We start from the raw sequence: 24,617 nt of genomic DNA, 5'->3' as shown, positions 1-24,617 counted from the left end.
GCCTTTTAGGAAGGTAAGTTTTTACAGGTTTGAGCAGGTAGTGTATATTTGAACAATGAAAAGCTCCTTTTTTCTTGTTCTGGCGATAGTAATTAGCACTGCGACCTACGCACAGCAGTCGGCGGCCATAGATTTCAAACATCTCAATGCCGAAATAAGTATTTACCCCTCAAAAAAGGCAGTTTCAGGGGATATTCTTTTCAAATTTGACATTTTAGAGGCTGTAGATTCGATCTTTATTGATGCTCGAAAAATGGCATTTTCGGATGTTCTTCTGAATGGTAAGAAAGTTGACTTCGGAAGTGATCAAAAGAAATTCTGGATCACCGGAAATTTTTCTCCGGCACAAGATCAGCAACTTCAGCTGAAGTATTCGGCTACACCCGGTCAAACCTTATATTTTATTCCGAAGAAACCCGAAGGAGCTGGGCAGCAGGATTACCAGGTATGGACGCAGGGCCAGGGAAAATACACTTCTCACTGGCTACCAAGCTTTGATGATACTTCAGAAAAACTGGAATTTGACCTCACGTACATCTATCCTGCAGGGAAGACCCTTATCTCAAATGGAGAATTAGTTGATTCAGAAAAGATCAACGACTCGCTTGTGCGCTGGGAATTCGATATGAAAAACCCGATGAGCAGCTATCTTGTTGCGATGGCAGCGGGAGATTTTAAAAAGGTGAGGCATATTGAAAATGATATTCCCATGATCTTTTATTATCCCGAAGGCATGGAAGAGAGGGTGGAGCCCACTTACAGGCATACCGGCTTTATGATGGATTTTTTTCAGAAGGAAACCGGAGTGGCCTATCCATGGCAGAATTATAAACAGGTTCCTGTCCGTGATTTTTTATACTCCGGAATGGAGAACACTGGCACAACTATTTTTTCGGATATTTTTCTGGTAGATTCTGTAGGCTATCACGACCAGAATTATGTGAATGTGAATGCTCATGAGCTGGCCCATCAATGGTTTGGAAATCTTGTAACGGCGGCTTTCCATGAAGATCACTGGCTGCAGGAAGGTTTTGCGACTTATTACGCTTTACTTGCCGAAAAGGAAATTTTTGGAGAAGACTACTATTACCGAAAACTCTTTAAAACCGCTGAAGAGCTAAAAGAATTAAGTGACAGGGGCAAGGGAGAAGCCGTAGCTGCCAAAAATGGCAGTTCTCTTACATATTACCAGAAAGGGGCGTGGGCTTTGCACATTTTGAACGAGAAAATAGGAAAGACTGCTTTTGACACGGGAGTAAAGAATTTTCTTGAAAAGTATAAATATTCAACCGCCACCACTCAAGATCTCATAGATGAAATGGAAGTTGCCAGTGGGCAGGACCTTTCGGGTTTTGTAAATGACTGGCTGAAGCAATCGGCTTTCCAGGGAACACAGGCGCTGGAATCTTTGAGAAAATCGCCTTTTATTCAGAAGTACCTTGCATTGGCTGCGGTCAAACCATTGCCTGTTTCAGAAAAACGAAATTTGTTACTGCAGGCGCTCAGTTTTCCGGTAAATGATTATCTGGGGCAGGAAGCGGTACTGCAGCTGGCCCTGGAAGATACTGCGCTGGTAAGTGACCTTTATAAAAAGGCATTTTCAAGCGGAAATCTTTACACCAGGCAGGCCATAGCTTTTTCATTACAAAATGTGCCACAGCAACTAAAACCGGAATATGAATCTCTGCTGAATGATGAGTCTTACCTCACCCAGGAAATGGCGCTCTATAACCTGTGGATGTCTTTTCCCGAAGACAGAGCGGCTTACCTGCGAAAAATGGCAAATACAGAAGGTTTTCTTGACAAGAACATCCGAACTCTTTGGCTAACGCTAGCCCTGGCTACTCCCGGATTTGAAATGGCTTCTAAAAACCAGTATATTGAAGAGCTGAGAGGTTACACTGCTCCTCATTCCCGTTTCCAGGTGCGGGAAAGAGCGTTTGGATTCCTGTACCAGTTAAATGCTTTTGATGAGCAGAGTTTAGCCAACCTCCAGGATGCCACCACTCACCCGAACTACAGGTTCAGGGAATTTGCCAAAGAGCTGCTCAAAACTTTGTAGGAAGCAGAAGGTCTGTAGATTATAGACTGTAGTTCGTAGACTGTAGTTCGTAGACTGTAGTTTGTAGACTGTAGTTGGTAGTCTGTAGTTGGTAGTCTGTAGACCTTAAACTTTGAACTTTGAACTTTGAACTTTGAACCTTGAACTAATTCTTTGGCGGAGTGATCATGATATGAGCGCGATGGGTACCGGGATCCATGATCCAGGGCATACCCGGGGCGAATGGTTTTTCGGGTAGTCCTGTAGATTCGGCTGTGGCATAGGGAATATAAATCACATACCTGAAGTGCCCGTCGGTGAGTTCACCGGTTGCAGCATTGTAGTTTTCTTCACTACCGGTAAGTATAGTGGTCATTGCCGGTGAATCGGTTAAAGACAGGGAACCGGCTTCAGCTTCTCTTTTTCTTGTTTCCCGTTTTTCCATTTCCCCTGTTCCCTGGGCAGCAAGTTCTCTGCCGCGGGCCATAAATGGCTCCAGCTTGTTGGAATAACAAGAGACATTAATTCCTTTTTGCGCTGGGTCATCGGCAAGGCATACCAGGTGGTTTGTGCCCTCACGTAAAACGATCATTTCTCCCTGTTCATTAAAGCCATACACCATTGCACCGTCACGAAGTTCTTCGGGGGCTGCAAGCGTTGCAGTTTTTATCTGGATCTCTGCCGGCAGCACATTGGTTTGTGCGGTTAGAATTGATGTAAAAAGCAGCAAAAAAATGACCTGAATTTTTCTCATAACCTAGATATTTAAAGGATGAACAGATTTAAAGATAGAAAAAGAAGCTGAACTTCCCGGTCATCTTTCTCTAAAATAGAATATTGACACAACATTATAGCCTATACTTTAAAAAATGTAGGTCATAAAAAACTTTAAAATATTGAGATCTTTGGAGGGGAAATTTCTCGAGAGAAGAGTAAAAAAATAGGTTAAAGATGCTGTATGCAGGCCGGTTGCCTTAAATCTTTATTCAAAGAAATTCTGGTAATCTCTGGTTTCTGTCTTGAGACTTCTAATTTCTTCAATACTCTTTTTAATCTTCAATCGTTGCTTTCTATTGTTTATCAAAAGGAGAATAAGCAATAGAATAACTACTCCGGCAACACCAGTTAGAAAGTACTCCATAATTTTTCTAAGTTACGGTCGTAAAGTTAACTTAAAAAAAATATAATGCCTTTATGAAAACTCTTAAAATATTGTATTTCAGCCTAATTAGTTCCAGTCCAGCAATCTCTGCTCGCCATCAATTTTTTTAATATCGGTGATGTCCTGAGACATTTCAATAACTCCGCGATATGTTTTCTGAGCATCGCGTACCGCAAAGTACCTGATGTAAATTAGCCTGCCCTTAAAGTTTATCCAGAAGGAGGCTTCATTTTTATTTCCTTTTTTAAACTCTTCCAGAATTTTTAATACTGTACCTACACTTTTGGGAGGGTGGCAGAATTTTACTTCCCTGCCTATAATTCCGGCGCTTCGGGGAAATACACGTTCTTCCCCACGATTATAAAAGATCACCTTATCATTTTCATCAACATAAGTGAGATCAAGAGGCATGGTCTTTAAGAGCAGGTTCACCTGGTCTACGGTCATATAGCCCTCATCATAATGAGAGGCGTTTTCGGTATCAAAAGAAAGTTCCCGTTTAGTATGATCCTGTGAGGGGTGAATATACTCTTCTTCCTCTGTTTCAGGATATTTTGGAGGATGGGAGGGAAGCATCCATCCAATTTCTTCTTCACCTTTCCGCACGTTTTTCCAGTCTTCTTCGGTAAGTAAACTGAGAGCGTTCGGGAAAAGCACATTTTCTTCAACCAGCAGGAGCCTGAAAATACTGCTTACCAGGTACTGTGCATCCCGGGAAACTTCAGCAAATTCCCTGGCTTCAATCTTTTTTCTAAGCAGCCGGAATTGCTCCCGAATGGTATCGTGAAATGACCACATATTTTTTGAAGGGCCTGTCCAGCCTTTTTGCTCAAGTACAGGGAAAAGCTGATTTTCTTTGCGTTCAAAACGACGCTCTATCTGCTGAAGCTGATTAAATATATTGTAGAATTTCTGATCTTCGGCTTCGGAACTTGTGTCCATTAGCTCCTGACCTAACTTCTGTATCAATTCTTTTTCTTCGGAATATATAGTAACGGGATGCCCCTTTGGTAATGCTGAAATTTCTGTGCTTGCGCTCATGATCCATCAATTTTCAGCAAAGAAAACGGATAAAATTGTCCTGATTTATGACCCAGGTCACATGAAGAATTTATTCCGAAAATTTCGTCATGAAGTTCCATGGTTTATGAGCCAGGTAAACATACGAGGTGTCAAAAATGCCATTTTTGACACCTCGTATTTTATGCTCTCACCCTAACTGGTTTAAGATTCAAACCCTAAAAAGCCAAGGCTGAGATTAGAGCAATTTTTTGATGTCTTTTTCCAGGCCCGAGGGTTTTGTGGTGGGCGCAAATCTTTTGACGGGTTTGCCGTCGCGGTCAATCAGGAATTTTGTGAAGTTCCATTTGATCTTGCTGCCTAAAATGCTTCCGAGTTCTTTCTTGAGGTACTTGAAAAGAGGATGTGCATTGTCGCCGTTCACCTCTATTTTAGAGAACATCGGGAAGGTGACCCCGTAATTCACCACACAGCCTTCAGCAATCGATTTTTCGTCACCCGGTTCCTGTTTTCCGAATTGATTGCAGGGAAAGCCAAGAATTTCGAGCCCTTGATCCCGGTAATTCTTATAAAGCGCTTCAAGGCCCTCAAATTGTGGGGTAAGGCCGCATTCTGATGCAGTATTCACTATTAGTACCACTTTTCCTTTGTACTGCTCCATAGGAACATCATTAGCCTGTAAATCTTTTGCGGTGAAATTGTAAAACTGACTCATAAAAATACCTTTTTGTAAAGGTAAGAGATTTAGTTTTAGCTAAAAAAGGCTGTGAAACCACATCACATCAGGACAGGAAACAAGGTATTTTGAAGATCGGGGCTATTAAAAGTGGCGCGTTGTAAAGACTTCAATTTCCGTAGAACCGGCTGTTTGTTGTGTAAATAGATACAAGGAAATAGTTCTCTAAAAGACATTTTTGGAAGTCCTATATTTTACTGAATTTAATTTATTCTATCCATTCCCCTTTGTTTTGGTCTACTCTTATAAAATTTGCATTTTGAGCATTGTAGTATATATCTTCTCTCAAAAATGTGTAATCCTTCTTGTAAGTTTCATTTATAAATTTCCAGACTAGAACATTTTCCTTTGAAAAATATTCCATTGCAATTTTTGTCTTGTCCCTTTTGAAATAACCATCTTTTAAGGCTTTCTTTTTGATTTCAGATAAACTAATTAACTTGACCTTGTCTGTTGTTTTTGGGAACTCAATATCTTTAATAATATTTCCATTTTTATCAAGTTCAATCTTTGATGAATACATTGCGATTCCTGAATCTAAATTTCTGTAAGCAAAGCATAAATAGAAAGCTGTTTTAGGATTAGATTTTGGATTTCGTCTTTTATATTCATCAATTTCAATTATTTGACCTCCAATAAGATTAAAATTGGTATAATTTTGTAATCCCACCCTATTTTTTAGGTAGAGAGATACTTTATCCGCTATATGTTCTGGCAAATCAGCTAAACTTCTTGGTTCTCTCGGGTAATAATTCATAAATGAATATTGGCTACATCCTTGAGATATTATATCATTTGAACTGTGAATGTAGTAGGGATTTTTCTTAACATGAATGGTCAAAGTATCATTTTTGGTAAGATCTATATTTTGCCAAACAGGTTCGTATTGCAGGTAATTAATACTAATTTGATAGGTAGATAATGAATCGAAATTACGGACGCTTAATTTTTTAAAACCATTTTTATTTGTCGCTCCACAATTGGCAAAGGTATTCCCGTTTTTATAGATATATGTATAAAGTTCATCAAGTGGCTTCTCCGTTTCAGAATCAACAAGTCTCAAAGTTGATTGTGAAAAACAATTTAATGAATAAACCAGTATTGTTAAGAAAAAGAAGTTCCTCATAATTATCTACAACTTAAAATCACAAATGATAATGTTCCTTATTGGATGTTGGCTACAAATTAAAAATAATTCTGTTGGGTAGAAAATGAATATAAAAAACGAAACCCGATAGTTTGAACTTCTTCAGGGATAATCGGGAATAAAATAGATTAAACATGATGCATATATTTTGAACAAACAAGTTTATAGTTTCTTCGACAATACTTATTGGTGCTACAGGCAATCAGGTATGCCCGCACAACTGTTTTTTATAAGATATTATTTCTCCCGGAATAAGATGACCAGAATCATATTTTCCTTTCAAAAATGACATTTTCTTTGCCCCTTAATTCTGCCGGGTGGAACAATCTGCTGCGGCTACTATTTATTGGAGAAAGCTCATGAACAAGAATTCAGGAAAAATGGAATTAATGGCACCTGCGGGAAATTTTGAATCCCTTCAGGCTGCTTTAGATAACGGTGCAGATGCTATTTATTTTGGCGTAGATCAGCTCAACATGAGGGCCAGGGCTTCTATAAATTTCACCATGGACGATCTACCCGAGATCGTGAAAAGATGTGAAGAGAAAGGCGTGCGCAGCTACCTTACCTTAAATACCATTGTTTATGATCATGACCTTTCCCTGATTAAAAACCTGCTTTCCGCAGCAAAATCGGCAGGAATTACGGCCGTGATTGCCAGTGACCAGGCAGTGATCTCTTCGGCCCGAAGTATGGGTATTGATGTACATATTTCAACGCAACTCAACATCACTAACATTGAAACTGTTAAGTTTTACAGCCTTTTTGCTGAAACTATGGTGCTTTCGCGGGAACTGAGTTTGAGACAGGTTAAGAAGATCACCGAAGAGATCCAAAAAGAGCAAATTAAAGGCCCTTCGGGGGAACTCGTAAAGGTTGAGATCTTTGGGCACGGTGCACTGTGTATGGCTGTTTCGGGGAAATGTTATTTGAGCCTGCATTCGCATAACTCTTCGGCCAATCGCGGCGCCTGTAAGCAAAACTGCCGGAAGAAATACACGGTTATTGATCAGGAATCTGGTTTTGAAATTGAGATCGATAATGAATATATGATGTCTCCAAAAGACTTGTGTACTATCAACTTTTTGGATGAAGTGAAAGATTCGGGGGTGCAGATTCTTAAGATTGAAGGCAGGGGCCGGGCTCCGGAATATGTGGCTACAGTGACAAAAGCTTATCGTGAAGCCATAGATTCTCTGGATGACAATACTTTTTCCGAAGAAAAGGTGGCAGATTGGATGGAGCGGCTAAGTACCGTGTACAACCGCGGATTTTGGAGCGGGTATTACCTGGGCCAAAAAATGGGGGAATGGAGCAAAACTTCAGGTTCACAGGCTACACAAAAGAAAGTGTATGTGGGCAAGGGAGTACATTATTTTCCAAAAGCCGGAATTGCCGAGTTCAAAATTGAAGCTTACGACATTAAAAAAGGAGATAAAATACTGGTTACGGGACCAAGTACCGGTGCGCAAGAATTTGAGCTGGAAGAAATGTTTGTTAATGACCTGCTTTCAGAAAAAGCCGGAAAAGGCGACAGCTGTACCATTAAAGTTCCATTTAGGGTGAGGCTTTCAGATAAGCTCTATAAAATGGTGGAAGCTTAATGGTTATAGTCACCCTGCAACGGAATAAGTGCATTGGCTGCAATTACTGTGTAGAACTTGCGCCGGGGCAATTCCAGATGTCCAAAAAAGATGGAAAAAGCGTCCTGCTGAAGTCGAATGACCGCAAAGGTTTCCATACCCTGAAATCGGCAGATCATTCTATTCAGGAACCTTGCGAGGCAGCTGCAAAAGCCTGCCCTGTAAAGATCATTTCAGTAAAAGAGAGATAAGAAAAAAGGCTGTCTAAAAAGTCATTTTACGCACCCTTTTATAATTTGGGATGAGGTTCAATAACTTTAGAGACAGCCTTATATGCTTCTTTAGAAGGGAATTACTTCAGAAGAAATCAACCGGTATTTTTCAATCCGCTGGCAAGTGCAGTGGTAATCTGTAACAAATGCGTTACGAGTTTATCATCTTTTGTGCTCCCTTTTGTTTTTCTCCATTCCTCCAGATTCTTTATTTGCAGGCGGTGAAGGGAAATTAAAGCATCATTACGACGGTTAAGGTTATCTAAGAGGCTTTGTCTTCTTTGTTGCCTGCTTCGGTCAAACATGGCTTCAATCTCCTGCAGGCCATTAGAATGTTCAGCCTTAATAGTTTCGGTGAGCTCGGTTCTTACGCGCTCATCTTTTACAAGAGAGGCATAAGCTTCCATCACTTCGGGTTCGGCGTTCATAATGTTAGTTTCTACCTGTATCAATATGTACCTCAGGAAAGGCCACTCCTGTGAAACTTCTCTTAGCTGCCGGTAGTAATCTGGATTATCAGATTTCAATTTTTGTAAAGCATAGCCTATTCCAAACCAGCCGGTAATGTTGAACCTGGACTGGTTCCAGCTAAACACCCACGGGATTGCCCGTAAGTCATTCAGCGTTCTTGTACCGGTACGTCTTGCAGGACGGGAACCAATTTTGCTCAATTCCAGTACATCTATTGGAGTAGCCTCCCCATAGAAATTGAGGAATGCCGGGTGGGCGATAAGCTCCTGATATCTCTCTTTGGAATATTCGGCCAGCTGCCTCAAAGCATCAATTGGATAGTTCTTCTTTTTGGCCGGGTACATCCTGTTGCCTGTTTGCAGCGCAGATCCAGACAACAACATTTCAAGGTTGTAGGTGGCTGTAAGCAAATTGGCGAACTGCTGTGCGATGGTCTCTCCCTGTACAGTAAGTTTCATTTCACCGCTCATACTTCCTGAGGGCATACTTTCAAGGAAACGGTGGTATTTACCGCCCCCCCTGCTTATTGTTCCTCCAATACCATGGAAGAACCGTAGTTCTTTACCAAGCCTGTCTGCTGTTTCGGTGAGGGTTTTCTCGGCACGATAAATATTCCATCGGCTGGCAATGATACCTCCGTCTTTGTTACTGTCACTGTACCCCAGCATTACTTCCTGCGGACTTTCACTATGGTTGGAATAAGCCGGATGGGTGAGGAAGCTTTCCAAAATTTCTCCGGAAGCTTTTAGGTCATCTATGGTCTCAAATAACGGAACCACCTGAAAGGTCTTCCTGTCAATACCAACTTCCCTAAAGAATAGGTAAACTACCAGAAGGTCGCTCAATTGCCGTGTCATACTTACAATAAAGGAGCCCACTCCGTGCGGCCCATATTTATCGGTATGTTTTTTAACCACTTTATAGCTGTCCAGCACCTGGTCTGCTTCAGGTCCAAAAGACCGTCCTGTAATAGCAAACGGCCGCTCATGCTGTAGTTCTTCAGAAATGAATTTTATACGTTCTTCTTCAGTCCAGCTGCGGTAATCGGTAAGATCAGGAAATGCCACTCGCAGTATCTGTTCCATTGCCTTGTCGTGAAATTCGCTGTTTTGTCTTATGTCAAGTCTTGCGAGGTGAAAACCAAAGCATTCTACCATGCGCTGCACGGGGAATAGCAAATCATCAACAATACGTTTTGCACCAATTTCCAGGAGGCTGTCTTTAAGCAGTGCCAGGTCTTCCATAAGGTCTTCGGGGCGCCTGTAGCTGTTTTGAAGGTCATCATCTATCCTGGTGTGCTCCAGCTTGAGGGCAATAAGACTCACAAATTGCCGCCATGGCTCGTGCGGATTTCGTTCAAGTGCTTTGCTGCCTTCTTCAGCCAGGCTTTGAGCCATTTCTTCAATGGCTTGCTGTAAGGGTTTGGAAGCTTTATTGCTAATCCCTGAGAAGCTCATGCCTGCGGCGAGATGCTCCAGTTGCTCGTGCACCAGAAGAAGAGCCGATTTACGGTGTTCTGTCAGGGTAGATTTTGTAACAGAGGCGGTCACATAAGGATGGCCATCACGGTCTCCACCTACCCAGGTTCCAAATTGCAGGCCGGGAAAGCGAAGCGTTTCAGGATTAAAGCCCATGTTGCTCCAGCTTTGCTTAAGCTGAATATCACTCTTTTTTAATACCTGCGGAAAAACTTTGCTGAAGTAGTGCATTACATTACTTCTTTCCATTTCTACAGTGGGCTTTTTAAGGTACACCTCGCCGGTGCGCCACCATCTTTCCAGAAGGGTTTTAATATCCTGGGCTATAATGTTCCTTTCGGTAAAAGAATAGGAGGTGTTTTCCAGCTTAATGAGGTTGAGGTATATTTCCCTGTGCAGCTCAAGAATGGAAATCCTTTTAGTTTCTGTAGGATGTGCCGTAAGAACCGGAATTAATTTCACCTTGGTGATGATCTCCTGCATTTGATGTTCACTAAGGCCCTGGGACTTCCATCGTTGAAAGGTCTCGCTCCAGGAACCACGAATAGATTCCATCCCGTTGCTGTCGGTTAGTTTTCGGCGGTATTGTACTGCAGCATTTTCTTCTACCAGGTTCATGAGTTGGAGATAGATGCTAAGCACCTGGATCTGCTTTTCTTCGAGAGCAAGATTACTTGAAAAAGCATCCTTGAGATCCTCATGCCTCGTCAACAGGCTTGAGAGTTCATGCTCTCCCAGATCCTTGAGGACCTGCTGGAAGCAATCTGTAAGAAATTGCATGTCCTGCTCAATTTTAGTAAATACTTTCGTATTAGGGGTATTGTTCATTTTCATAGGGTTTTTGAGTACTCTATTTGAACTCCCAATTTAGGAAATTGTTAACGATTTTTGGCCTTTTTGCCCGACAAAAATTTCCTTTGCTGCCTTTATTTACAGGCTTTTTCGGAATAATGGCAGTGACCACGATTGCGAAAACGTTATAGGTGATTCCGTAAATTTTGTTACCTTTTAAATAGATAAAAATGACTTTCTATGAAGACCGAAACATATCATTTTAAAGATGACGGGTCAATTCCGAATAATAAACTTCCTGTCATTATATATAGAGGTGTTTTTTCAGCAAGAGGAGATGAAGCGGCACAGTGGCTGGAAAAGAAATTTGCTGAAAACGACTGGGAAAATTCGTGGAGAAATGGAGTTTTCGATTATCACCATTACCACAGTAACACTCATGAAGTCCTGGGAGTGTATTCGGGAGAAGCTTTGCTGCAACTGGGGGGCGAAAAAGGGCAAAAACTGAAGGTGTTTGCCGGAGATGTGATTATAATTCCTGCCGGGGTAGCTCATAAGAATCTTGGTAGCGATGGTTTTGCAGTAGTGGGTGCCTATCCTGAAGGAAGATCGCACGACATGAACGTAGGGAAGCAAGAGGAACGCCCACAGGCAGATGAAAATATTGCAAAAGTGCCAATTCCGAAGTTTGATCCTATAGAAGGAAGGGCAGGTGCATTAATAAAAATTTGGAACGCACCTAAATAACTCTTTTTTATTGATTCTGAGAGGAATATGTCGTGCTTTGAAATTCATTTTGACGCATCACACGAAATAATTACAACTAAAACGATTGAAGCAACAATTTTTTAATACTAATTTAACCTTTTGATATGCTGTAAGTTAGGCTTTTAAAATTACTTTCGTTCAGATCAAATTACGTAAGAATTTAAGAGCGCTATATATGAATAATTTTCTTTTTGTTGCTTCAGAGAATGATGCCATTGCCAACTGTAAAGTAGGAGGGGTAGGTGATGTCATTCGCGACGTTCCAAAACAGATTTCAGAGCGTGGAGACCGGGTGCACGTTGTGGTTCCATCTTATTCCAGGCTCCACGAAAGTGGAACTTTTAAGGCCTCACTTCAGCTAAATTTACGCGGAATATCTTATACCGCACAACTCTATGAGGTGCCGGCCAAAGAAGAAGATAAGAACATTAGCCACTATGTAATTCATCACCCCGAAATAGAAATGGGAAACCTTGGTGGCATTTACCATCATGATCCCTTTGAGCCATTTTATAGTGACGTTATTAAATATACTATCTTTTGTACAGCGGTAGCCGAAGCAATCAAACAAAAATATTTCGGGAAGCTGGACATTGTGCACCTGCACGACTGGCATTCCAGCTTACTGTTGTTCCTTAAAAATTACCATCCGCAGTATTCCTGTCTTAAGAAGAACAGGTTTGTTTACTGTATACACAACCTGGCATTACAGGGAATACGCCCTTTTGAAGACAATTATTCTTCTCTTAAAAATTGGTTCCCAAACCTCGAAATAGATCGTGAAGCTTTGAAAGATCCAAGATATGCCGATTGTTTTAACCTTATGGCCATTGGAATAAGATATGCCGATGCTGTACATACCGTTTCTCCTTCATACAAGCAGGATGTGCTTTTGCCCAGTGCCGCTCCCGAATTTATTGGTGGGGAAGGGCTCGAAAATGATTTGAAACAGGCCGACCGCGAAGGTCGTTTTCACGGCATTCTTAATGGATCAGATTATCGTCCTGAAACTCTGGTGAAAAAGAACCGGTTGTTTCCAAACATTGCTACTGCAATCTTCAAACAACTTCAGAAGGAACAGGACAGGGAAAAAGCAGCTTTTTTGGCACATACAGGGGAGAAGATCGTTCCTTTTCTGAAGAAAAAACCAAACTTTATAAGTGCCAGTGTGGCGAGACTTACTGAACAAAAATTCTATTTCTTTAAGCGTTCTCCCGAAGCGCTGCTGGAAATTCTTGACAGGCTGGAAGAAGTCAATGGTATTTATGTACTTCTTGGTACGGGTGCGGCCGATTATGAGCAGCTGTTGCGGGACATAAGTTATAAAAGAAAGAATTTCATTTTCATCAATGCCCAGTGCGAGCAGGTGGTGAATTCTATCTATAGAGATTCTGACCTTTATTTTATGCCAAGCCTTTTTGAACCTTGCGGGATCAGCCAAATGCTTGCCATGAGAAACGGGCAGCCCTGCCTGGTGCACCATACCGGCGGACTTAAAGATACGGTACAGCATGTGCACACAGGTTTCGCCTTTGATGGCAAAACCTACGATGAGAAAGTCTATAACATGGTTGAAAGTTTTAAAGAAGCTCTTTACTTCTTTGAAAATGATAAGACTGTGTGGAAACAAATTGGCCTCAACGCCCGTAGAATGCGATTCACCTGGAAGAAATCTGTAGATGAATACTATAAACTACTTTACACATTTAATCCGGCAGATGTAAGGGTAGCCTGATCAAATCTTCTGATTTAGTAAATTTCAGACCGGTATTCAATATTTTCCCTGGATGAATTCAGAAAAAAACATCTTGCTTATTCTGAATTCATCCAGTTATTTGTTTCTTATTCTTTTTAGAATACTTCAGGTTAAAAAAGACTTCCGAAAATGCCATTTTTGGAACCTTAGCATCTAAGAGTTTAACCTTAGGTTAATTTAAGATTCGATTTTCAGTTGCTTTTCGCTGAAATACAAACTCATATCCTCTTTTTGAAATTTTTTTCTTCCCCGAAAACCTTATAGGTATTTTAATGCCTCAATCTTTTTCTATTAATTTTTGATAGTACCCGGAAAAGTATATTTTTGCCGCCTCTTATGACTAGCACAAAAAAAATATCCGTTTCACCGGTTACCCCGCCCTGAGATAATTTTTCTTCTCACTTTCCTCCCTTTCTCACATGGGAGTTCCTTTCTATTATTAATTTTTTTACAACATTTAGATGAAAAAGATCTTCAACCTGTTTGATTTTTCACAAAAAGTAGATTACAAAATTGAAATTCTTGCGGGTCTCACTGTAGCACTCGCGCTTATCCCCGAAGCGGTTGCCTTTGCTATGATCGCCGGACTTTCCCCGTTAACCGGACTTTATGCAGCGTTTGTTATGGGGCTGGTAACTTCTATTTTAGGTGGGCGCCCCGGAATGATCTCTGGTGCCACAGGAGCAGTTGCCGTTGTAATTGCTGCTCTGGCCGTATCGCACGGGGTAGAATATGTTTTTGCTACCGTAGTTTTAGCCGGAATTCTGCAAATTCTGGCAGGAGTTCTAAAGCTTGGAAAACTAATCAGGATGGTGCCGCATTCGGTGATATTTGGATTTGTGAATGGTCTGGCCATTATCATCTTCACCTCTCAGTTAGACCAGTTCAAGACAGTTAACGAAGCAGGAGAACTTGTTTGGATGACTGGCCAAAGCCTGTACATCTTATTGGCACTTGTACTGCTTACCATGGTTATCATCTGGGGATTACCCAAACTCACAAAAGTAGTTCCATCTTCGCTTGCCGCTATTCTGGCAATTTTTGGTATTGTGGCGGTTTTAGGAATAGACACCAAAACGGTGGGAGATATGGCGTCTATTCAAGGAGGATTTCCGCCGTTTCACATTCCAATGGTGCCGTTTACATGGGAGGCTATCGTTCTTATTTTTCCTTATGCAGCAATAATGGCTGGGGTTGGACTTATTGAAAGCCTGTTGACTCTTAACATTGTTGATGAGATCACCGAAACCCGCGGCCGTGGAAATAAAGAGTGTGTGGCCCAGGGTACTGCCAATATTTTATCGGGGTTCTTTTCTGGAATGGGAGGTTGCGCCATGATTGGCCAAAGCCTTATCAACGTTTCCTCAGGTGCAAGAGCACGACTATCAGGAATAATTGCAGCAGTAATGCTCCTTATTTTTGTAATGTTTGCGGCAGATGTTATTGAACTTCTTCCTATGGCAGCACTTACCGGAGTAATGATCATGGTTTCTATAGGTACTTTTGAGTGGGCAAGCTTGAGGACTTTCCGAAGAATGCCAAAAAGTGATGTTCTGGTAATGGTGCTCGTGACTTTTGTTACGGTAGTACTTCACAATCTTGCACTGGCAGTGCTGGTGGGAGTAATTATTTCGGCCCTGGTTTTTGCATGGGACAATGCCAAGAGAATCCGTGCCCGTAAATATATGGACGATAAAGGGGTAAAGCATTATGAGATCTACGGCCCTCTTTTCTTCGGAAGTGTGGCTGCTTTCAATGAGAAATTTGATGTATTGGGAGATCCTGAGGAGGTGATCATCGATTTTTCTGAAAGTCGTGTGGTAGATATGTCGGGTATTGAAGCTTTAAACAAGCTCACTGAGCGTTATCTAAAACAGGGTAAGAAACTGCACCTAAGGTATTTGAGTCGCGATTGCCGACAACTTCTTAAAAATGCCGATGAGATCATAGAGGTAAATATTCTTGAAGATCCTACTTATAAAGTGGCTGTAGAAAGGTAAAATATTTTCTGTTTTTTCTATCTTTCTTTCACCACCAATATCGTAGTGGCTTCCATCTTCAAATTCAGAAAGTTACAAAGCGTAATTTTTCATCAATTTAGAGACAGGATGGCACTGCATATACATGCTAATTCCTCTGAGGCTAGCCTCAGAGGAATTGAAATGACAATTTTCAATTTAAAGATCCGTCTAAAAATCAACCTTTTCATCAAACAAAAACTTGATTTCGAGTTTAACTAAAATTGAAATTTAGACTAATGATATAAAGAATTCGCATGAGCAGGGGGTAAATAATTTTAACATGACCTTATTTTTAAGTTCTAAACAGCTTCTTTATTTTGCTTTTAATTGCTCATTTCAGGATTCAGTTTATAGATATAGGACCATCTTTCTTTTACCGTATCAAACCATACATTCCATAACTCACTTGATTTTTCTTCTCCTACCGCATCTGCGTAGATCTTTGCCGGGCTATCCTTCTTAATGTCGATGTCAGCGTATCCCTTATACGGTTCAACAACCATGAAGTTTGGAGTATCGGGTGCCCCTAGTTGAAAATTGAACCAAAGGCCACGGGGAAAACCTTCCTTCTCCTTTATAGCATTGGTCACCTCAGTAATTACTTTTTTAAAAGTACTTTCATTCTGTACTTTGTAGTAGGTCACCCAAATATATTTTATGTCCAGGGGAGTGCTTCTGCTTACCTCTGGTATTGTGCTGGCAACCCTGGTATTTACTTTTTCGATGTGAGGCAGAATATGATTTAATAAGGCGATGTAGCATTCATTATCCACCTCATCTTTTTTTTCCATTTCTGCCCAACTTGAATTTGTGCCAGTCATGATATAAACCCTTCCTTCTCCCTGCTGCCTGAACCACATGCTCCATTTCTCCTTCCCATTATGTTTGAGATAACATTCCTTCCATTTTTTCACACCTTCTATAAACCGGGAATTGTGTCCCTGTTTAACCGTAATTTCTGTGGTATGCAGAATTTCACTTCCTCCATTTTGTGCAAAAAGCACATCCATTCCCAATGTTGCAATAAGAGTTATTGCAATAAAAATTTTAATTGTTCTCATGACTTCGTGTTTAAGGATTAATAATCAGTTTTGATAGGTTCAAGTAACTGATTATTAGTGTATAGAAGAAATGATATAGGACTAAGGCATTAAATTGCTGTCCCAAAAGAGGAAATTAATTAACGAAGAGATTATATGGTCTGTAGCCGCTTAAGCAGCTCCTCTTTTGAAGATTTGCTAATAGGAATAACTTTTCTGCCTATAACGATATGGCTGGTGGCTACTTCTTTTACCTGAGAGATATTGATGATATAGGAACGATGAACCCGCAGGAAATGCTTTGAGGGAAGTTTTTTATCCATTTCCTTTAGGGTCATTACCACTAAATATTCCTTGCTTGTGGTAAAGATGCGGCAGTAGTTGCGTTCGGCCTCAATAAAAAGAATATCCTCAATGCATATCTTAACCATTGAATTTATGTGTCTTACAAATATACAATCGCTCAAAATGAAACTTTCATCTCTTTGATATACTGGATTTTTACTTTCTTCACTTTTGCAAATTGTTTGGCTTATGGTCAATTCAATAGCCCGCTGGAGATCCAGCTTCTTAAATGGTTTTGCAATAAAGCCGTAGGGGTGGGTATCTTTAGCACTGTTAAAGTGGGCATCATCAACGTTGGCTGTGAGGTAGATCACTGGAATATCCTGCTTCTTTTGTATAAGACGTGCAGTTTCTATGCCATCTAACCGGCCTTTTAAATTGATGTCCATTAAAATTATATCGGGCGGGTTATCATTTACATAAATGAGCACTTCCTCTCCACGCGGTATAATCCCCACGACCTCATACCCCAGGTCGCTAAGTTGGAGAGAAATATTTGCGGCGATGACCATTTCATCTTCCACGATCAATAATTTGATTTTTTCGCTCATTATGCACTTTTCTGAATACTAAAATCAAACTCCACACGGGTTCCCAAACCACTATGTTCCTGCATTTTGCCATTTAGTTGCCGGGTAAGTAATTCTATTAATTGTGAGCCAAATCCGGTGCCTTTAGGAGCAACTCCTGCAGTTTTACCAATCCCGTTATCTCTCACTTCCAGTTTTAAATTAAAATTGCTGTCCTTTTCAAGGCTAATATTAATAACCCCCCGTTGATCTTGTGGAAAGGCATATTTGAGTGCGTTGGTAAGCAGCTCATTGACAATTAGGCCAATAGGCACGGCAGTATCAACATCCAGTTCCAGGTTGTCCATTGCACATTCAATTTTGACGCGGTCTTCAGCATTAAAGGAATCAAGAATTCCTTCGCTCAGGTTTATGAAGTAATCTTTCATTTCAATACTACCAAGATTTGTCCCCTGATATAATTTTTGATGAATGATCCCCATAGATTGCACCCGGTTTTGACTGGCAATCATGGCTTCCTTAGTGGCAGGGTCTTCTATTTGAGCGGACTGCAGGGCGATTAGGCTTTTTACCATTTCCAGATTATTCTTGACGCGATGGTGTATTTCTTTTAGCAGTAGCTCGTTCTCTGCGTTATGTTTATCCAACAATACATTTTTATGGGCTAATTCTTCATTTAGTGCTTTTAGCCGCTTATTGCTGCTTTTTTTAAGCTTGAAATTATGGTATAATAGGCCCAGCACCAAAGCCGCAATAAGCAGGACAGTAAGATAAATAGTTTGTTGTTGTTGTTTAGTACTTAGCTGTTCGGCCTGGTCTATAATGTCTTCCTGTAATTCATTCTCACGAAGACTCCTTTCGTTTCTTTCTACTTCAATGATGTCATTAGCCTCAGACCATGCGATGTAGTATTCAAGAGCTTTTTTGTAATCGCCCTTCTGTTCATGGGCACTATATAATTTGTTGAGAAAATATGCGGTATTTGCTTTTGTATTAATTGCTATCGATGAATTTCTGGCTTTTTCATAATAGGCAATTGCTTCATTATAATTGCCTTCAGCCATGTATATGTCTCCTATCCGGGAATGTGCAAATTGGTAAACATCAATGGTAGTGAGATTATATTCTTCTAATAACCGGATGGTCTTGTTTAAATAATCTTTTGCTTCTTCATATTTTTCCCTCCTAATGAGGTTGTTGCCCATTGAATAGTAGTACCAGGTGTGATGAAAGGGATTGCCTACCTCAGGCAAAAGGTTTCCCATTTTCTGTACGTAATAGTCACTTGAATCAAGATTAGTTTCGGAATAATGGTAGGATAAAAGTTTATATGCAACAGCAAGGGCCTCATTTCTTTCAGGATAAATTGAGGTTTGATATCCTATCATGCTCTTCCTTAAATATTGAAAAGCTTTTTCCTGCTCTTCTGGCAAGCCATATTGAGAAAGGAATCTGCCTTTATCTTTCAATATTTTAAGCTGAATTTCAGGTCGTTTATCATTCTCCAGGAGGTTCAATGCTTTCACGAAAAGCTCCAGCCCCTGTTTTGGTTCTCCTCTTATAATTTTTATTAAAGCCCAATTAATTAACAGGTCATATCCCAGCACTTTATCCTTCTTGCTTTCGGGAATATTTTCATAATAAGACCAACCTATAGGTGCCAGAGAATCTACCACATTAAAATTGTGCGACCTATTAGCTCTGTCTGTAATATCACGATATAAATTAGCCAAACGTTCATATTGTAGAGGTTTGCTGTTCTGGAGTAGTTGCGCGGCCTTATCAAAATAAAAAACCGTACTGTCCCGGTTAAAGTGGGGCATTTGTTTAAACCATGATGCCTTGTCCTGGTAAGTTCTACTTAATGCAGCAACTTCATTAGGGGAGAGATTTTGGGAAACTCTTAATTCAGAAATCCTTTTTTCGCCTTTTGTGGTTTGGAGACTTTGGGGAAGGGCACTCATATACAAGAGCAAAGCAGTAAACCATATATAAGATCTAATAATCAAGTTTATCATTGCTTTGCCAGTTAAATTGATTTATCAATATTCTTAAAGGCTTTAATTTAATTGCTTTTGGCAACAAAAACTGAAGCCGTAATGAACCATAATAATTGATATGGTTTATTTTATAAGTAGGCATTGGATAATTTGGGAAAGTAAATTTTAAAGTAACTGGAAATATACAACAATCTTAGATGAAAATAGATGTTTATTTTATGTAAGTTATTGAAATACAGTACTTTTAATTAGTTAGGGCCAGTATTTTGATAATAAAACCGGATTCTTAGAAATTGGTTCCCGATAAAACTAAAGTTCACTTCTTTTGCAGGCATTCCAACTTATAGCCTGGCAAAATCTTAAGAAATTCAGCATCATTTACTTCTATTCTTAAATAAGCTTGTCAAAAATTCACTTTTTACCAGATTTAATTCCTAAATTAAAATCAAAAGTAATTTTTGATATGAAATCCAGAGATGTAGAAGATTTAGAGTTCGATCCTCTTCCCTCGATAATGAATAAAGCGCTGCGCGTAAACCTCAATGAAAATATCTACGGCACCTTTGCCGAAATTGGTGCGGGGCAGGAGACTGTGCGTAATTTTTTTAGAGCAGGAGGAGCATCGGGTACCATTGCGAAGACCATGAGTGCCTATGATAAAGATTTTAGCGACGCAATTTATGGTATTGAATCTGATGCGCGCTATGTGACCGAGGCAAGATTAAAAAGCATGCTTAGATATGAAACCGATCTTCTTGAACAAAGAATTTTGAGGGAGAAACATCCCGATAAACTCTTCTTTAGTTATGCCAATACAGTTGCTACTATAGATTTTGCCAAGAAATATAAAGGCCATGGCTGGTTGGGGATTAGATTTCAGACAAAGCCAGAAGAAGAATTCAGTGAGATCATTATTCATGTTCAGTTTCATGAGAATAATGCCGGGCTGCAGCAAATCACCCTGGGCACCATGGGTACGAATTTGATCTACGGGGCCTTTTATCAGTATGATAACCCCAAAGTGCTTTTGCAACATTTATATGATCATCTCAACAATGACCAGGTAGAGATTGATATGATCAATTTTACAGGGCCCGTTTTTAAAGATGTAGACAATCGCCTAATGAGCCTGCAGCTGGTAAAGAATGGGATGACACAGGCCGTGATGTTCGCTTCAACCGGAAACAACGTACTTCCGGCCAATGAACTTTACAAAAAGAATATCCTCACTCTTAGAGGTAGCTTCAGGCCTGTTACCAAGGTGAATATGAACATGTTTGAGCAATCACTCAAATTGTTTCTGAATGAAAAAAAGGTGAGTGAGGAAAAGACCGAAGTCATTTTTGAAATCACACTTTCTAACCTTAGGTCTGAAGGAGATATCGATGAAAAGGATTTTCTCGATCGAGCCGATCTGCTCGGATCTTTAGGACAAATGGTAATGATCTCAAACTTCCAGGAATACTATAAAGTTGTGGAGTATTTCTCTCAGTACACAGCCGAAAGAATGGGGCTCACCATGGGGATTAATACATTTTTAGCGCTGTTTGACGAAAAATACTACCGGCACCTTAGCGGGGGAATTCTGGAGGCCTTCGGAAAATTGTTCTTCCGGGATCTAAAGATCTACCTGCACCCGTTAAAAGATCCCGAAACAGGTGAGATCATCACCAGTAATAACCTTAAAGTGCATCCACGAATGAAGGAGTTGTTCAAGTTCTTCAAAGATAACGGCAGGGTTGTGGACATTACAGACTACGATCCTGAAATCCTCGATATCTATTCGCGGGAAGTACATCAAATGATCGTAGACGGGGAGCCGGGCTGGGAAGAGATGTTACCGCCAAAGACCACAGAGATGATCAAGGAAAAACGACTCTTTATGGCTCAGAAGTAAATTCATTACCTGTCAAAAATGTCATTTTTGACATCCTTTTCTTTAGAAGTAATTTCAGGAACAGCAGACATAGTTTCACCTGAAAAGTCCTAAAGTTATCTTATAACTTAGTTTATTGTGTCAGCATATTTCAATTTTTTCTTATTTTTTGGAAAAAGCAGCTATGAAAAAACACAATAGATCTATAGAGAGTTATTTTGAGTCAATAGGTGCCGGAGCCAGTGATGTTGGCCTGAGTAAAGAAGACATAAAAAAGGACTTTTTGCATAAACTTTTCTACCATCTTGGAAGAGTACCTGCCTTAACAACTCCTAACGACCTTTATACTGCTATGGCCCTAACCATACGTGACAGGGCGCTGCGGAAATTCGTAAGGTCAACCGAAGAGTTCACACAACAAGATGCGCGCGGAGTTGCTTATCTATCTGCCGAATATCTGCCGGGACCTCACCTGGGAAATAACTTACTCAACCTTCAAATCGTAGAGGAAACAAAAGAGGCTTTAGCCGAACTCGATCTTGATCTTGATGAGATCCTGGATCAGGAAGGCGAACCTGGATTGGGTAATGGCGGCCTGGGCAGGCTTGCATCCTGCTTTATGGATTCCCTGGCAACCCTTGGAATACCTTCTATTGGGTACGGCATTAGGTATGAATTCGGAATTTTTAAGCAGGAGATCAGGGAAGGCTGGCAAATGGAAACTACAGATAAGTGGCTTCATAGCGGCAATCCCTGGGAAATTGTGCGTCCCGAAATTTCGTATGTCGTAAAATTTGGCGGCAGAACAGAGCACCGTACCAATGGGCAGAACCGGTATGAAGTAGACTGGTTACCCGACTCTGAGATCAAAGGTACTGCTTACGATACCCCCATTTTAGGATATCAAAGTAACGGCATTATCATGCGACTCTGGAAAGCCGAGGCAGTGGAATCTTTCGATTTTTCTGTTTACAATATGGGCGATTATTACCGGGCGGTAGAGAAGAAGCTGCGTTCTGAGAATATTACCAAAGTACTTTACCCAAACGATGAAAATCTTTCGGGGAAAGAATTGAGGCTCAAGCAACAATATTTCTTTGTATCCTGTTCTTTGCAGGATATGATAAGACTTCACACCACCCAGGGCAGGGAATTAAAGAACTTTCACGAGAAGTTTGCTATTCAGCTTAATGATACCCACCCCTCAATTGCGGTGGCCGAGCTTATGCGTTTATTGGTAGATGAGCATGAGATGGAATGGGATGAGGCCTGGGACATCACCCGGCAAACCTTTGCTTATACCAATCACACCCTGCTGCCCGAGGCTCTTGAAAAGTGGACGGTTTCCCTCCTCGGAAGAATACTGCCACGGCACCTGGAGATCATTTACGAGATCAACAGTCGCTTTTTAGAAGAATTGAGAAGTAAGGGTTATAGTGGTGATCAAATTGCGCGTATGTCTCTTATAGATGAGCAGGGAGAGCCTTCAGTAAGAATGGCCCACCTCGCAACAGTAGGAAGTTTTAAAGTGAACGGCGTTTCTGAATTGCACTCGCGGCTGTTAAAGTCACAGGTGCTGAATGATTTTGCCGACTTATGGCCTGGGAAGTTTACAAATGTTACCAATGGGGTGGCACATCGCCGGTTTGTGGCAGTGAGCAATCCAGGTTTAGCCAATCTTATTTCAGAAAAAATCGGCTCGGGATGGCTAACGCATCTCAGCAGTCTTAGCGAACTGGAGAAATTTGCTGAAGACGAAAAGTTTCAGCAGCGATGGAGGGATGTAAAACTTCAGAATAAAACGGCTTTAACCCAATTTATTGAAGAGCAAACCGGCGTGAAGGTAGATCCGGCTATGCTATTTGATGTGCAGGTAAAAAGGATCCATGAGTACAAAAGGCAGCACCTTATGGTGTTACACATTATTGATCTCTACCTGCGGATAAAAGATGGAAAAACAGAAAATATAGCTCCTTCTACCTTTATTTTTGCCGGAAAAGCGGCACCCGGCTACTTTCTTGCAAAACTTATAATACGCCTTATCACAGCTGTGGCCGATCTTGTGAATGACGATGAAGAGGTGAACAAGCTTATTAAAGTGGTATTTCTGCCCAATTTCAATGTTAAACAGGCCCAGAGAGTCTATCCCGCTGCCGATCTTTCGGAACAGATCTCGATGGCAGGTAAAGAAGCTTCGGGTACAGGAAATATGAAGTTTTCGCTAAACGGGGCGCTAACAATTGGAACTCTTGATGGTGCAAATGTCGAGATACGGGAAGAAGTGGGAGATGAGAATTTCTTTTTGTTTGGGCAAACTACAGAAGAGATACAGCAAACCAGACGCGAAGGTTACCGGCCTTATCAATATTATGAGGAAAATGAAAAAATAAAAAGGGTGCTGGACTTTTTGGTGTCGGGAGAACTTGCGAATGGCGATAAAGAGCTGTTCAAACCTCTTTATAATAATTTACTACAGCAGGATCCATATCAGCTTTTAAAGGATTTTGATTCGTACTGTAATAAAAAAGAGGAAGTCTTTAAAGTATGGAATGATCAAAAAGAATGGACCAAAAGATCTATTCTGAACGTGGCCAGAATGGGCAAATTTTCTTCAGACCGTTCTATCCAGGATTACTGTGATAGAATATGGCAGGTAAAACCGGTTAAGATCCAGGAATAATTTCAGCAGAAAAAGAAGGGGTTGAACTATTATTCAGTCCATAGTTTTCCCACAAAATAGGTTCGGGCTTTCCCTGCGACTTCAACCCTTTCTTTTTTATCTCTACACAAGAGTTGGCCAGCGCGTTCAGACAATTGCATGGCTGTCATCTCTTTTTTGCCCAGTATTTCACTCCAATAGGGAGTGAGGGAACAATGTGCAGAACCGGTTACAGGATCTTCAAATACCGAAGCTCGCGGGGTGAAGAACCGGGAAACAAAATCACACTGGCTGCCTTTTGCAGTGATAATAACCCCACCGGTACCCAGCTCGAGTTGGTCAAAATAAGAACGATCGATCTTAATATCTTTTATTTCCTGTTCGCTGTTGTAAACTAAAACGTAATCGCGTGCTTTCAGAATTTCCTGTGGCTGTATGTTGAGGGAATCTTTGAGAAGCTGAGGTAATGTGGTGGAAGCAGGTTTCCTGGCCGGGAGGTCGAGCACGTAAAGATCATCGGATACCTGCACCGTAAGGGTGCCGCTAGAGGTTTCAAAAATGATACTTTGCCCCGGATATTTCCTGATTTCTTTGAGTGCATGGGCTGTGGCAAGAGTGGCATGTCCACAAAGATCCATTTCCATTTCGGGTGTAAACCATCTAAGGTGGAAGGTATAGCCTAAATCCACGAAAAATGCCGTTTCGGCCACGGCATTTTCCCTGGCGATTTTCAGAAGGAGATCGTCGGGAAGCCACTCAGATAAGGGTACTACACAGGCCGGATTTCCACTAAAAAGTCCGTTTGTAAAGGCATTGATTTGATAAACGTGTAATTGCATGGTTAAAAATAAGAATTAACCGGCAGGGATGCTGCTTTTTCAAATAGGATTTTCCCTGCTCCACCGCTATACCTTCCAAAA

The 24,617-nt window shown here is 40.9% G+C and carries 18 protein-coding genes; 8 read left to right on the top strand and 10 right to left on the bottom strand.

Annotated features, from left to right (window positions below):
• Positions 1 to 55: 55 nt before the first annotated feature.
• Positions 56 to 2,062 carry a M1 family metallopeptidase gene (locus ACQ93I_RS08130; protein WP_431698048.1) on the top strand — a complete coding sequence of 669 codons (2,007 nt, stop codon included), beginning with the start codon at positions 56 to 58 and terminating at the stop codon, positions 2,060 to 2,062.
• A 145-nt stretch (positions 2,063 to 2,207) separates the two neighbouring features.
• On the opposite strand, the gene ACQ93I_RS08125 is transcribed toward ACQ93I_RS08130, so the two are convergent.
• The 5 genes from ACQ93I_RS08125 to ACQ93I_RS08105 all read right to left on the bottom strand — a co-directional run bounded on the left by ACQ93I_RS08125 (position 2,208) and on the right by ACQ93I_RS08105 (position 6,085).
• The gene (locus tag ACQ93I_RS08125) at positions 2,208 to 2,795 is read right to left on the bottom strand and encodes a hypothetical protein (RefSeq protein ID WP_431698047.1); all 588 of its coding nucleotides are present in this window, start codon (positions 2,793 to 2,795) and stop codon (positions 2,208 to 2,210) included.
• A gap of 228 nt (positions 2,796 to 3,023) precedes the next feature.
• Positions 3,024 to 3,182 (bottom strand): hypothetical protein, encoded by a 159-nt coding sequence (locus ACQ93I_RS08120; RefSeq protein WP_431698046.1) that lies wholly within the window; start codon positions 3,180 to 3,182, stop codon positions 3,024 to 3,026.
• A gap of 87 nt (positions 3,183 to 3,269) precedes the next feature.
• Entirely contained in the window at positions 3,270 to 4,244 is a 975-nt protein-coding gene (locus ACQ93I_RS08115) for a DUF438 domain-containing protein (RefSeq protein WP_345598706.1), read from the bottom strand.
• A gap of 217 nt (positions 4,245 to 4,461) precedes the next feature.
• Positions 4,462 to 4,938 (bottom strand): glutathione peroxidase, encoded by a 477-nt coding sequence (locus ACQ93I_RS08110; protein ID WP_431698045.1) that lies wholly within the window; start codon positions 4,936 to 4,938, stop codon positions 4,462 to 4,464.
• A 229-nt stretch (positions 4,939 to 5,167) separates the two neighbouring features.
• Positions 5,168 to 6,085 (bottom strand): hypothetical protein, encoded by a 918-nt coding sequence (locus ACQ93I_RS08105; RefSeq protein WP_431698044.1) that lies wholly within the window; start codon positions 6,083 to 6,085, stop codon positions 5,168 to 5,170.
• 380 nt (positions 6,086 to 6,465) lie between these two features.
• Between ACQ93I_RS08105 and ACQ93I_RS08100 the strand changes: the two genes are divergently transcribed.
• Both ACQ93I_RS08100 and ACQ93I_RS08095 read left to right on the top strand, forming a co-directional pair.
• Complete coding sequence (locus tag ACQ93I_RS08100) at positions 6,466 to 7,710, top strand: peptidase U32 family protein (protein ID WP_431698122.1); 1,245 nt, start codon at positions 6,466 to 6,468, stop codon at positions 7,708 to 7,710.
• The gene (locus ACQ93I_RS08095) at positions 7,710 to 7,940 is read left to right on the top strand and encodes a ferredoxin (protein WP_266068912.1); all 231 of its coding nucleotides are present in this window, start codon (positions 7,710 to 7,712) and stop codon (positions 7,938 to 7,940) included. The genes ACQ93I_RS08100 and ACQ93I_RS08095 overlap by 1 nt, the downstream gene beginning before the upstream one ends.
• 116 nt (positions 7,941 to 8,056) lie before the next feature.
• Here ACQ93I_RS08095 and ACQ93I_RS08090 read toward each other — a convergent pair whose 3' ends face one another.
• Positions 8,057 to 10,738: a phosphoenolpyruvate carboxylase gene (locus ACQ93I_RS08090; RefSeq protein WP_431698043.1), complete on the bottom strand. Its 2,682-nt coding sequence runs from the start codon at positions 10,736 to 10,738 to the stop codon at positions 8,057 to 8,059.
• 204 nt (positions 10,739 to 10,942) lie between these two features.
• Between ACQ93I_RS08090 and ACQ93I_RS08085 the strand changes: the two genes are divergently transcribed.
• The 3 genes from ACQ93I_RS08085 to ACQ93I_RS08075 all read left to right on the top strand — a co-directional run bounded on the left by ACQ93I_RS08085 (position 10,943) and on the right by ACQ93I_RS08075 (position 15,226).
• Positions 10,943 to 11,449 carry a cupin domain-containing protein gene (locus ACQ93I_RS08085; protein ID WP_431698042.1) on the top strand — a complete coding sequence of 169 codons (507 nt, stop codon included), beginning with the start codon at positions 10,943 to 10,945 and terminating at the stop codon, positions 11,447 to 11,449.
• Between the two features lie 196 nt (positions 11,450 to 11,645).
• Positions 11,646 to 13,205: a glycogen synthase gene (locus ACQ93I_RS08080; RefSeq protein WP_431698041.1), complete on the top strand. Its 1,560-nt coding sequence runs from the start codon at positions 11,646 to 11,648 to the stop codon at positions 13,203 to 13,205.
• A gap of 482 nt (positions 13,206 to 13,687) precedes the next feature.
• Complete coding sequence (locus ACQ93I_RS08075; RefSeq protein WP_431698040.1) at positions 13,688 to 15,226, top strand: SulP family inorganic anion transporter; 1,539 nt, start codon at positions 13,688 to 13,690, stop codon at positions 15,224 to 15,226.
• A gap of 344 nt (positions 15,227 to 15,570) precedes the next feature.
• Here the strand turns inward: ACQ93I_RS08075 and ACQ93I_RS08070 are convergent, their stop codons facing one another.
• From ACQ93I_RS08070 to ACQ93I_RS08060, 3 genes are all read right to left on the bottom strand, one after another.
• The gene (locus ACQ93I_RS08070; RefSeq protein WP_431698039.1) at positions 15,571 to 16,308 is read right to left on the bottom strand and encodes a hypothetical protein; all 738 of its coding nucleotides are present in this window, start codon (positions 16,306 to 16,308) and stop codon (positions 15,571 to 15,573) included.
• Positions 16,309 to 16,439: 131 nt separating this feature from the next.
• On the bottom strand, positions 16,440 to 17,183 hold the full coding sequence (locus ACQ93I_RS08065; RefSeq protein WP_431698038.1) for a LytR/AlgR family response regulator transcription factor: 744 nt from the start codon (positions 17,181 to 17,183) through the stop codon (positions 16,440 to 16,442).
• Positions 17,183 to 19,180, bottom strand: coding sequence for a tetratricopeptide repeat-containing sensor histidine kinase (locus ACQ93I_RS08060; protein WP_431698037.1), 1,998 nt, complete (start codon positions 19,178 to 19,180; stop codon positions 17,183 to 17,185). The genes ACQ93I_RS08065 and ACQ93I_RS08060 overlap by 1 nt, the downstream gene beginning before the upstream one ends.
• A gap of 445 nt (positions 19,181 to 19,625) precedes the next feature.
• Here ACQ93I_RS08060 and ACQ93I_RS08055 point away from each other — a divergent pair, with 445 nt between their 5' ends.
• Both ACQ93I_RS08055 and ACQ93I_RS08050 read left to right on the top strand, forming a co-directional pair.
• A complete protein-coding gene (locus ACQ93I_RS08055) occupies positions 19,626 to 21,059 on the top strand; it encodes a TonB-dependent receptor (RefSeq protein ID WP_431698036.1) in 1,434 nt (477 codons plus the stop codon).
• Between the two features lie 163 nt (positions 21,060 to 21,222).
• On the top strand, positions 21,223 to 23,718 hold the full coding sequence (locus ACQ93I_RS08050; RefSeq protein WP_431698035.1) for a glycogen/starch/alpha-glucan phosphorylase: 2,496 nt from the start codon (positions 21,223 to 21,225) through the stop codon (positions 23,716 to 23,718).
• Positions 23,719 to 23,747: 29 nt separating this feature from the next.
• Here the strand turns inward: ACQ93I_RS08050 and ACQ93I_RS08045 are convergent, their stop codons facing one another.
• Complete coding sequence (locus tag ACQ93I_RS08045) at positions 23,748 to 24,536, bottom strand: PhzF family phenazine biosynthesis protein (protein ID WP_431698034.1); 789 nt, start codon at positions 24,534 to 24,536, stop codon at positions 23,748 to 23,750.
• Positions 24,537 to 24,617 lie beyond the last annotated feature (81 nt).

This window comes from Salinimicrobium sp. WS361, assembly GCF_050750585.1.
In the GTDB taxonomy this organism is placed as follows: Bacteria; Bacteroidota; Bacteroidia; order Flavobacteriales; family Flavobacteriaceae; genus Salinimicrobium.
This window is presented reverse-complemented; position numbering and strand designations above follow the sequence as displayed.

Excerpts from the sequence above, each read along its gene's own strand:
- ACQ93I_RS08105 (WP_431698044.1), bottom strand. The coding sequence starts at position 6,085 with ATGAGGAACTTCTTTTTCTTAACAATACTGGTTTATTCATTAAATTGT.
- ACQ93I_RS08115 (WP_345598706.1), bottom strand. The coding sequence starts at position 4,244 with ATGAGCGCAAGCACAGAAATTTCAGCATTACCAAAGGGGCATCCCGTT.
- ACQ93I_RS08075 (WP_431698040.1), top strand. The coding sequence starts at position 13,688 with ATGAAAAAGATCTTCAACCTGTTTGATTTTTCACAAAAAGTAGATTAC.
- ACQ93I_RS08120 (WP_431698046.1), bottom strand. The coding sequence starts at position 3,182 with ATGGAGTACTTTCTAACTGGTGTTGCCGGAGTAGTTATTCTATTGCTT.
- ACQ93I_RS08060 (WP_431698037.1), bottom strand. The coding sequence starts at position 19,180 with ATGATAAACTTGATTATTAGATCTTATATATGGTTTACTGCTTTGCTC.
- ACQ93I_RS08130 (WP_431698048.1), top strand. The coding sequence starts at position 56 with ATGAAAAGCTCCTTTTTTCTTGTTCTGGCGATAGTAATTAGCACTGCG.
- ACQ93I_RS08045 (WP_431698034.1), bottom strand. The coding sequence starts at position 24,536 with ATGCAATTACACGTTTATCAAATCAATGCCTTTACAAACGGACTTTTT.
- ACQ93I_RS08050 (WP_431698035.1), top strand. The coding sequence starts at position 21,223 with ATGAAAAAACACAATAGATCTATAGAGAGTTATTTTGAGTCAATAGGT.
- ACQ93I_RS08090 (WP_431698043.1), bottom strand. The coding sequence starts at position 10,738 with ATGAACAATACCCCTAATACGAAAGTATTTACTAAAATTGAGCAGGAC.
- ACQ93I_RS08080 (WP_431698041.1), top strand. The coding sequence starts at position 11,646 with ATGAATAATTTTCTTTTTGTTGCTTCAGAGAATGATGCCATTGCCAAC.
- ACQ93I_RS08095 (WP_266068912.1), top strand. The coding sequence starts at position 7,710 with ATGGTTATAGTCACCCTGCAACGGAATAAGTGCATTGGCTGCAATTAC.
- ACQ93I_RS08125 (WP_431698047.1), bottom strand. The coding sequence starts at position 2,795 with ATGAGAAAAATTCAGGTCATTTTTTTGCTGCTTTTTACATCAATTCTA.
- ACQ93I_RS08055 (WP_431698036.1), top strand. The coding sequence starts at position 19,626 with ATGAAATCCAGAGATGTAGAAGATTTAGAGTTCGATCCTCTTCCCTCG.
- ACQ93I_RS08065 (WP_431698038.1), bottom strand. The coding sequence starts at position 17,183 with ATGAGCGAAAAAATCAAATTATTGATCGTGGAAGATGAAATGGTCATC.
- ACQ93I_RS08070 (WP_431698039.1), bottom strand. The coding sequence starts at position 16,308 with ATGAGAACAATTAAAATTTTTATTGCAATAACTCTTATTGCAACATTG.
- ACQ93I_RS08100 (WP_431698122.1), top strand. The coding sequence starts at position 6,466 with ATGAACAAGAATTCAGGAAAAATGGAATTAATGGCACCTGCGGGAAAT.
- ACQ93I_RS08110 (WP_431698045.1), bottom strand. The coding sequence starts at position 4,938 with ATGAGTCAGTTTTACAATTTCACCGCAAAAGATTTACAGGCTAATGAT.
- ACQ93I_RS08085 (WP_431698042.1), top strand. The coding sequence starts at position 10,943 with ATGAAGACCGAAACATATCATTTTAAAGATGACGGGTCAATTCCGAAT.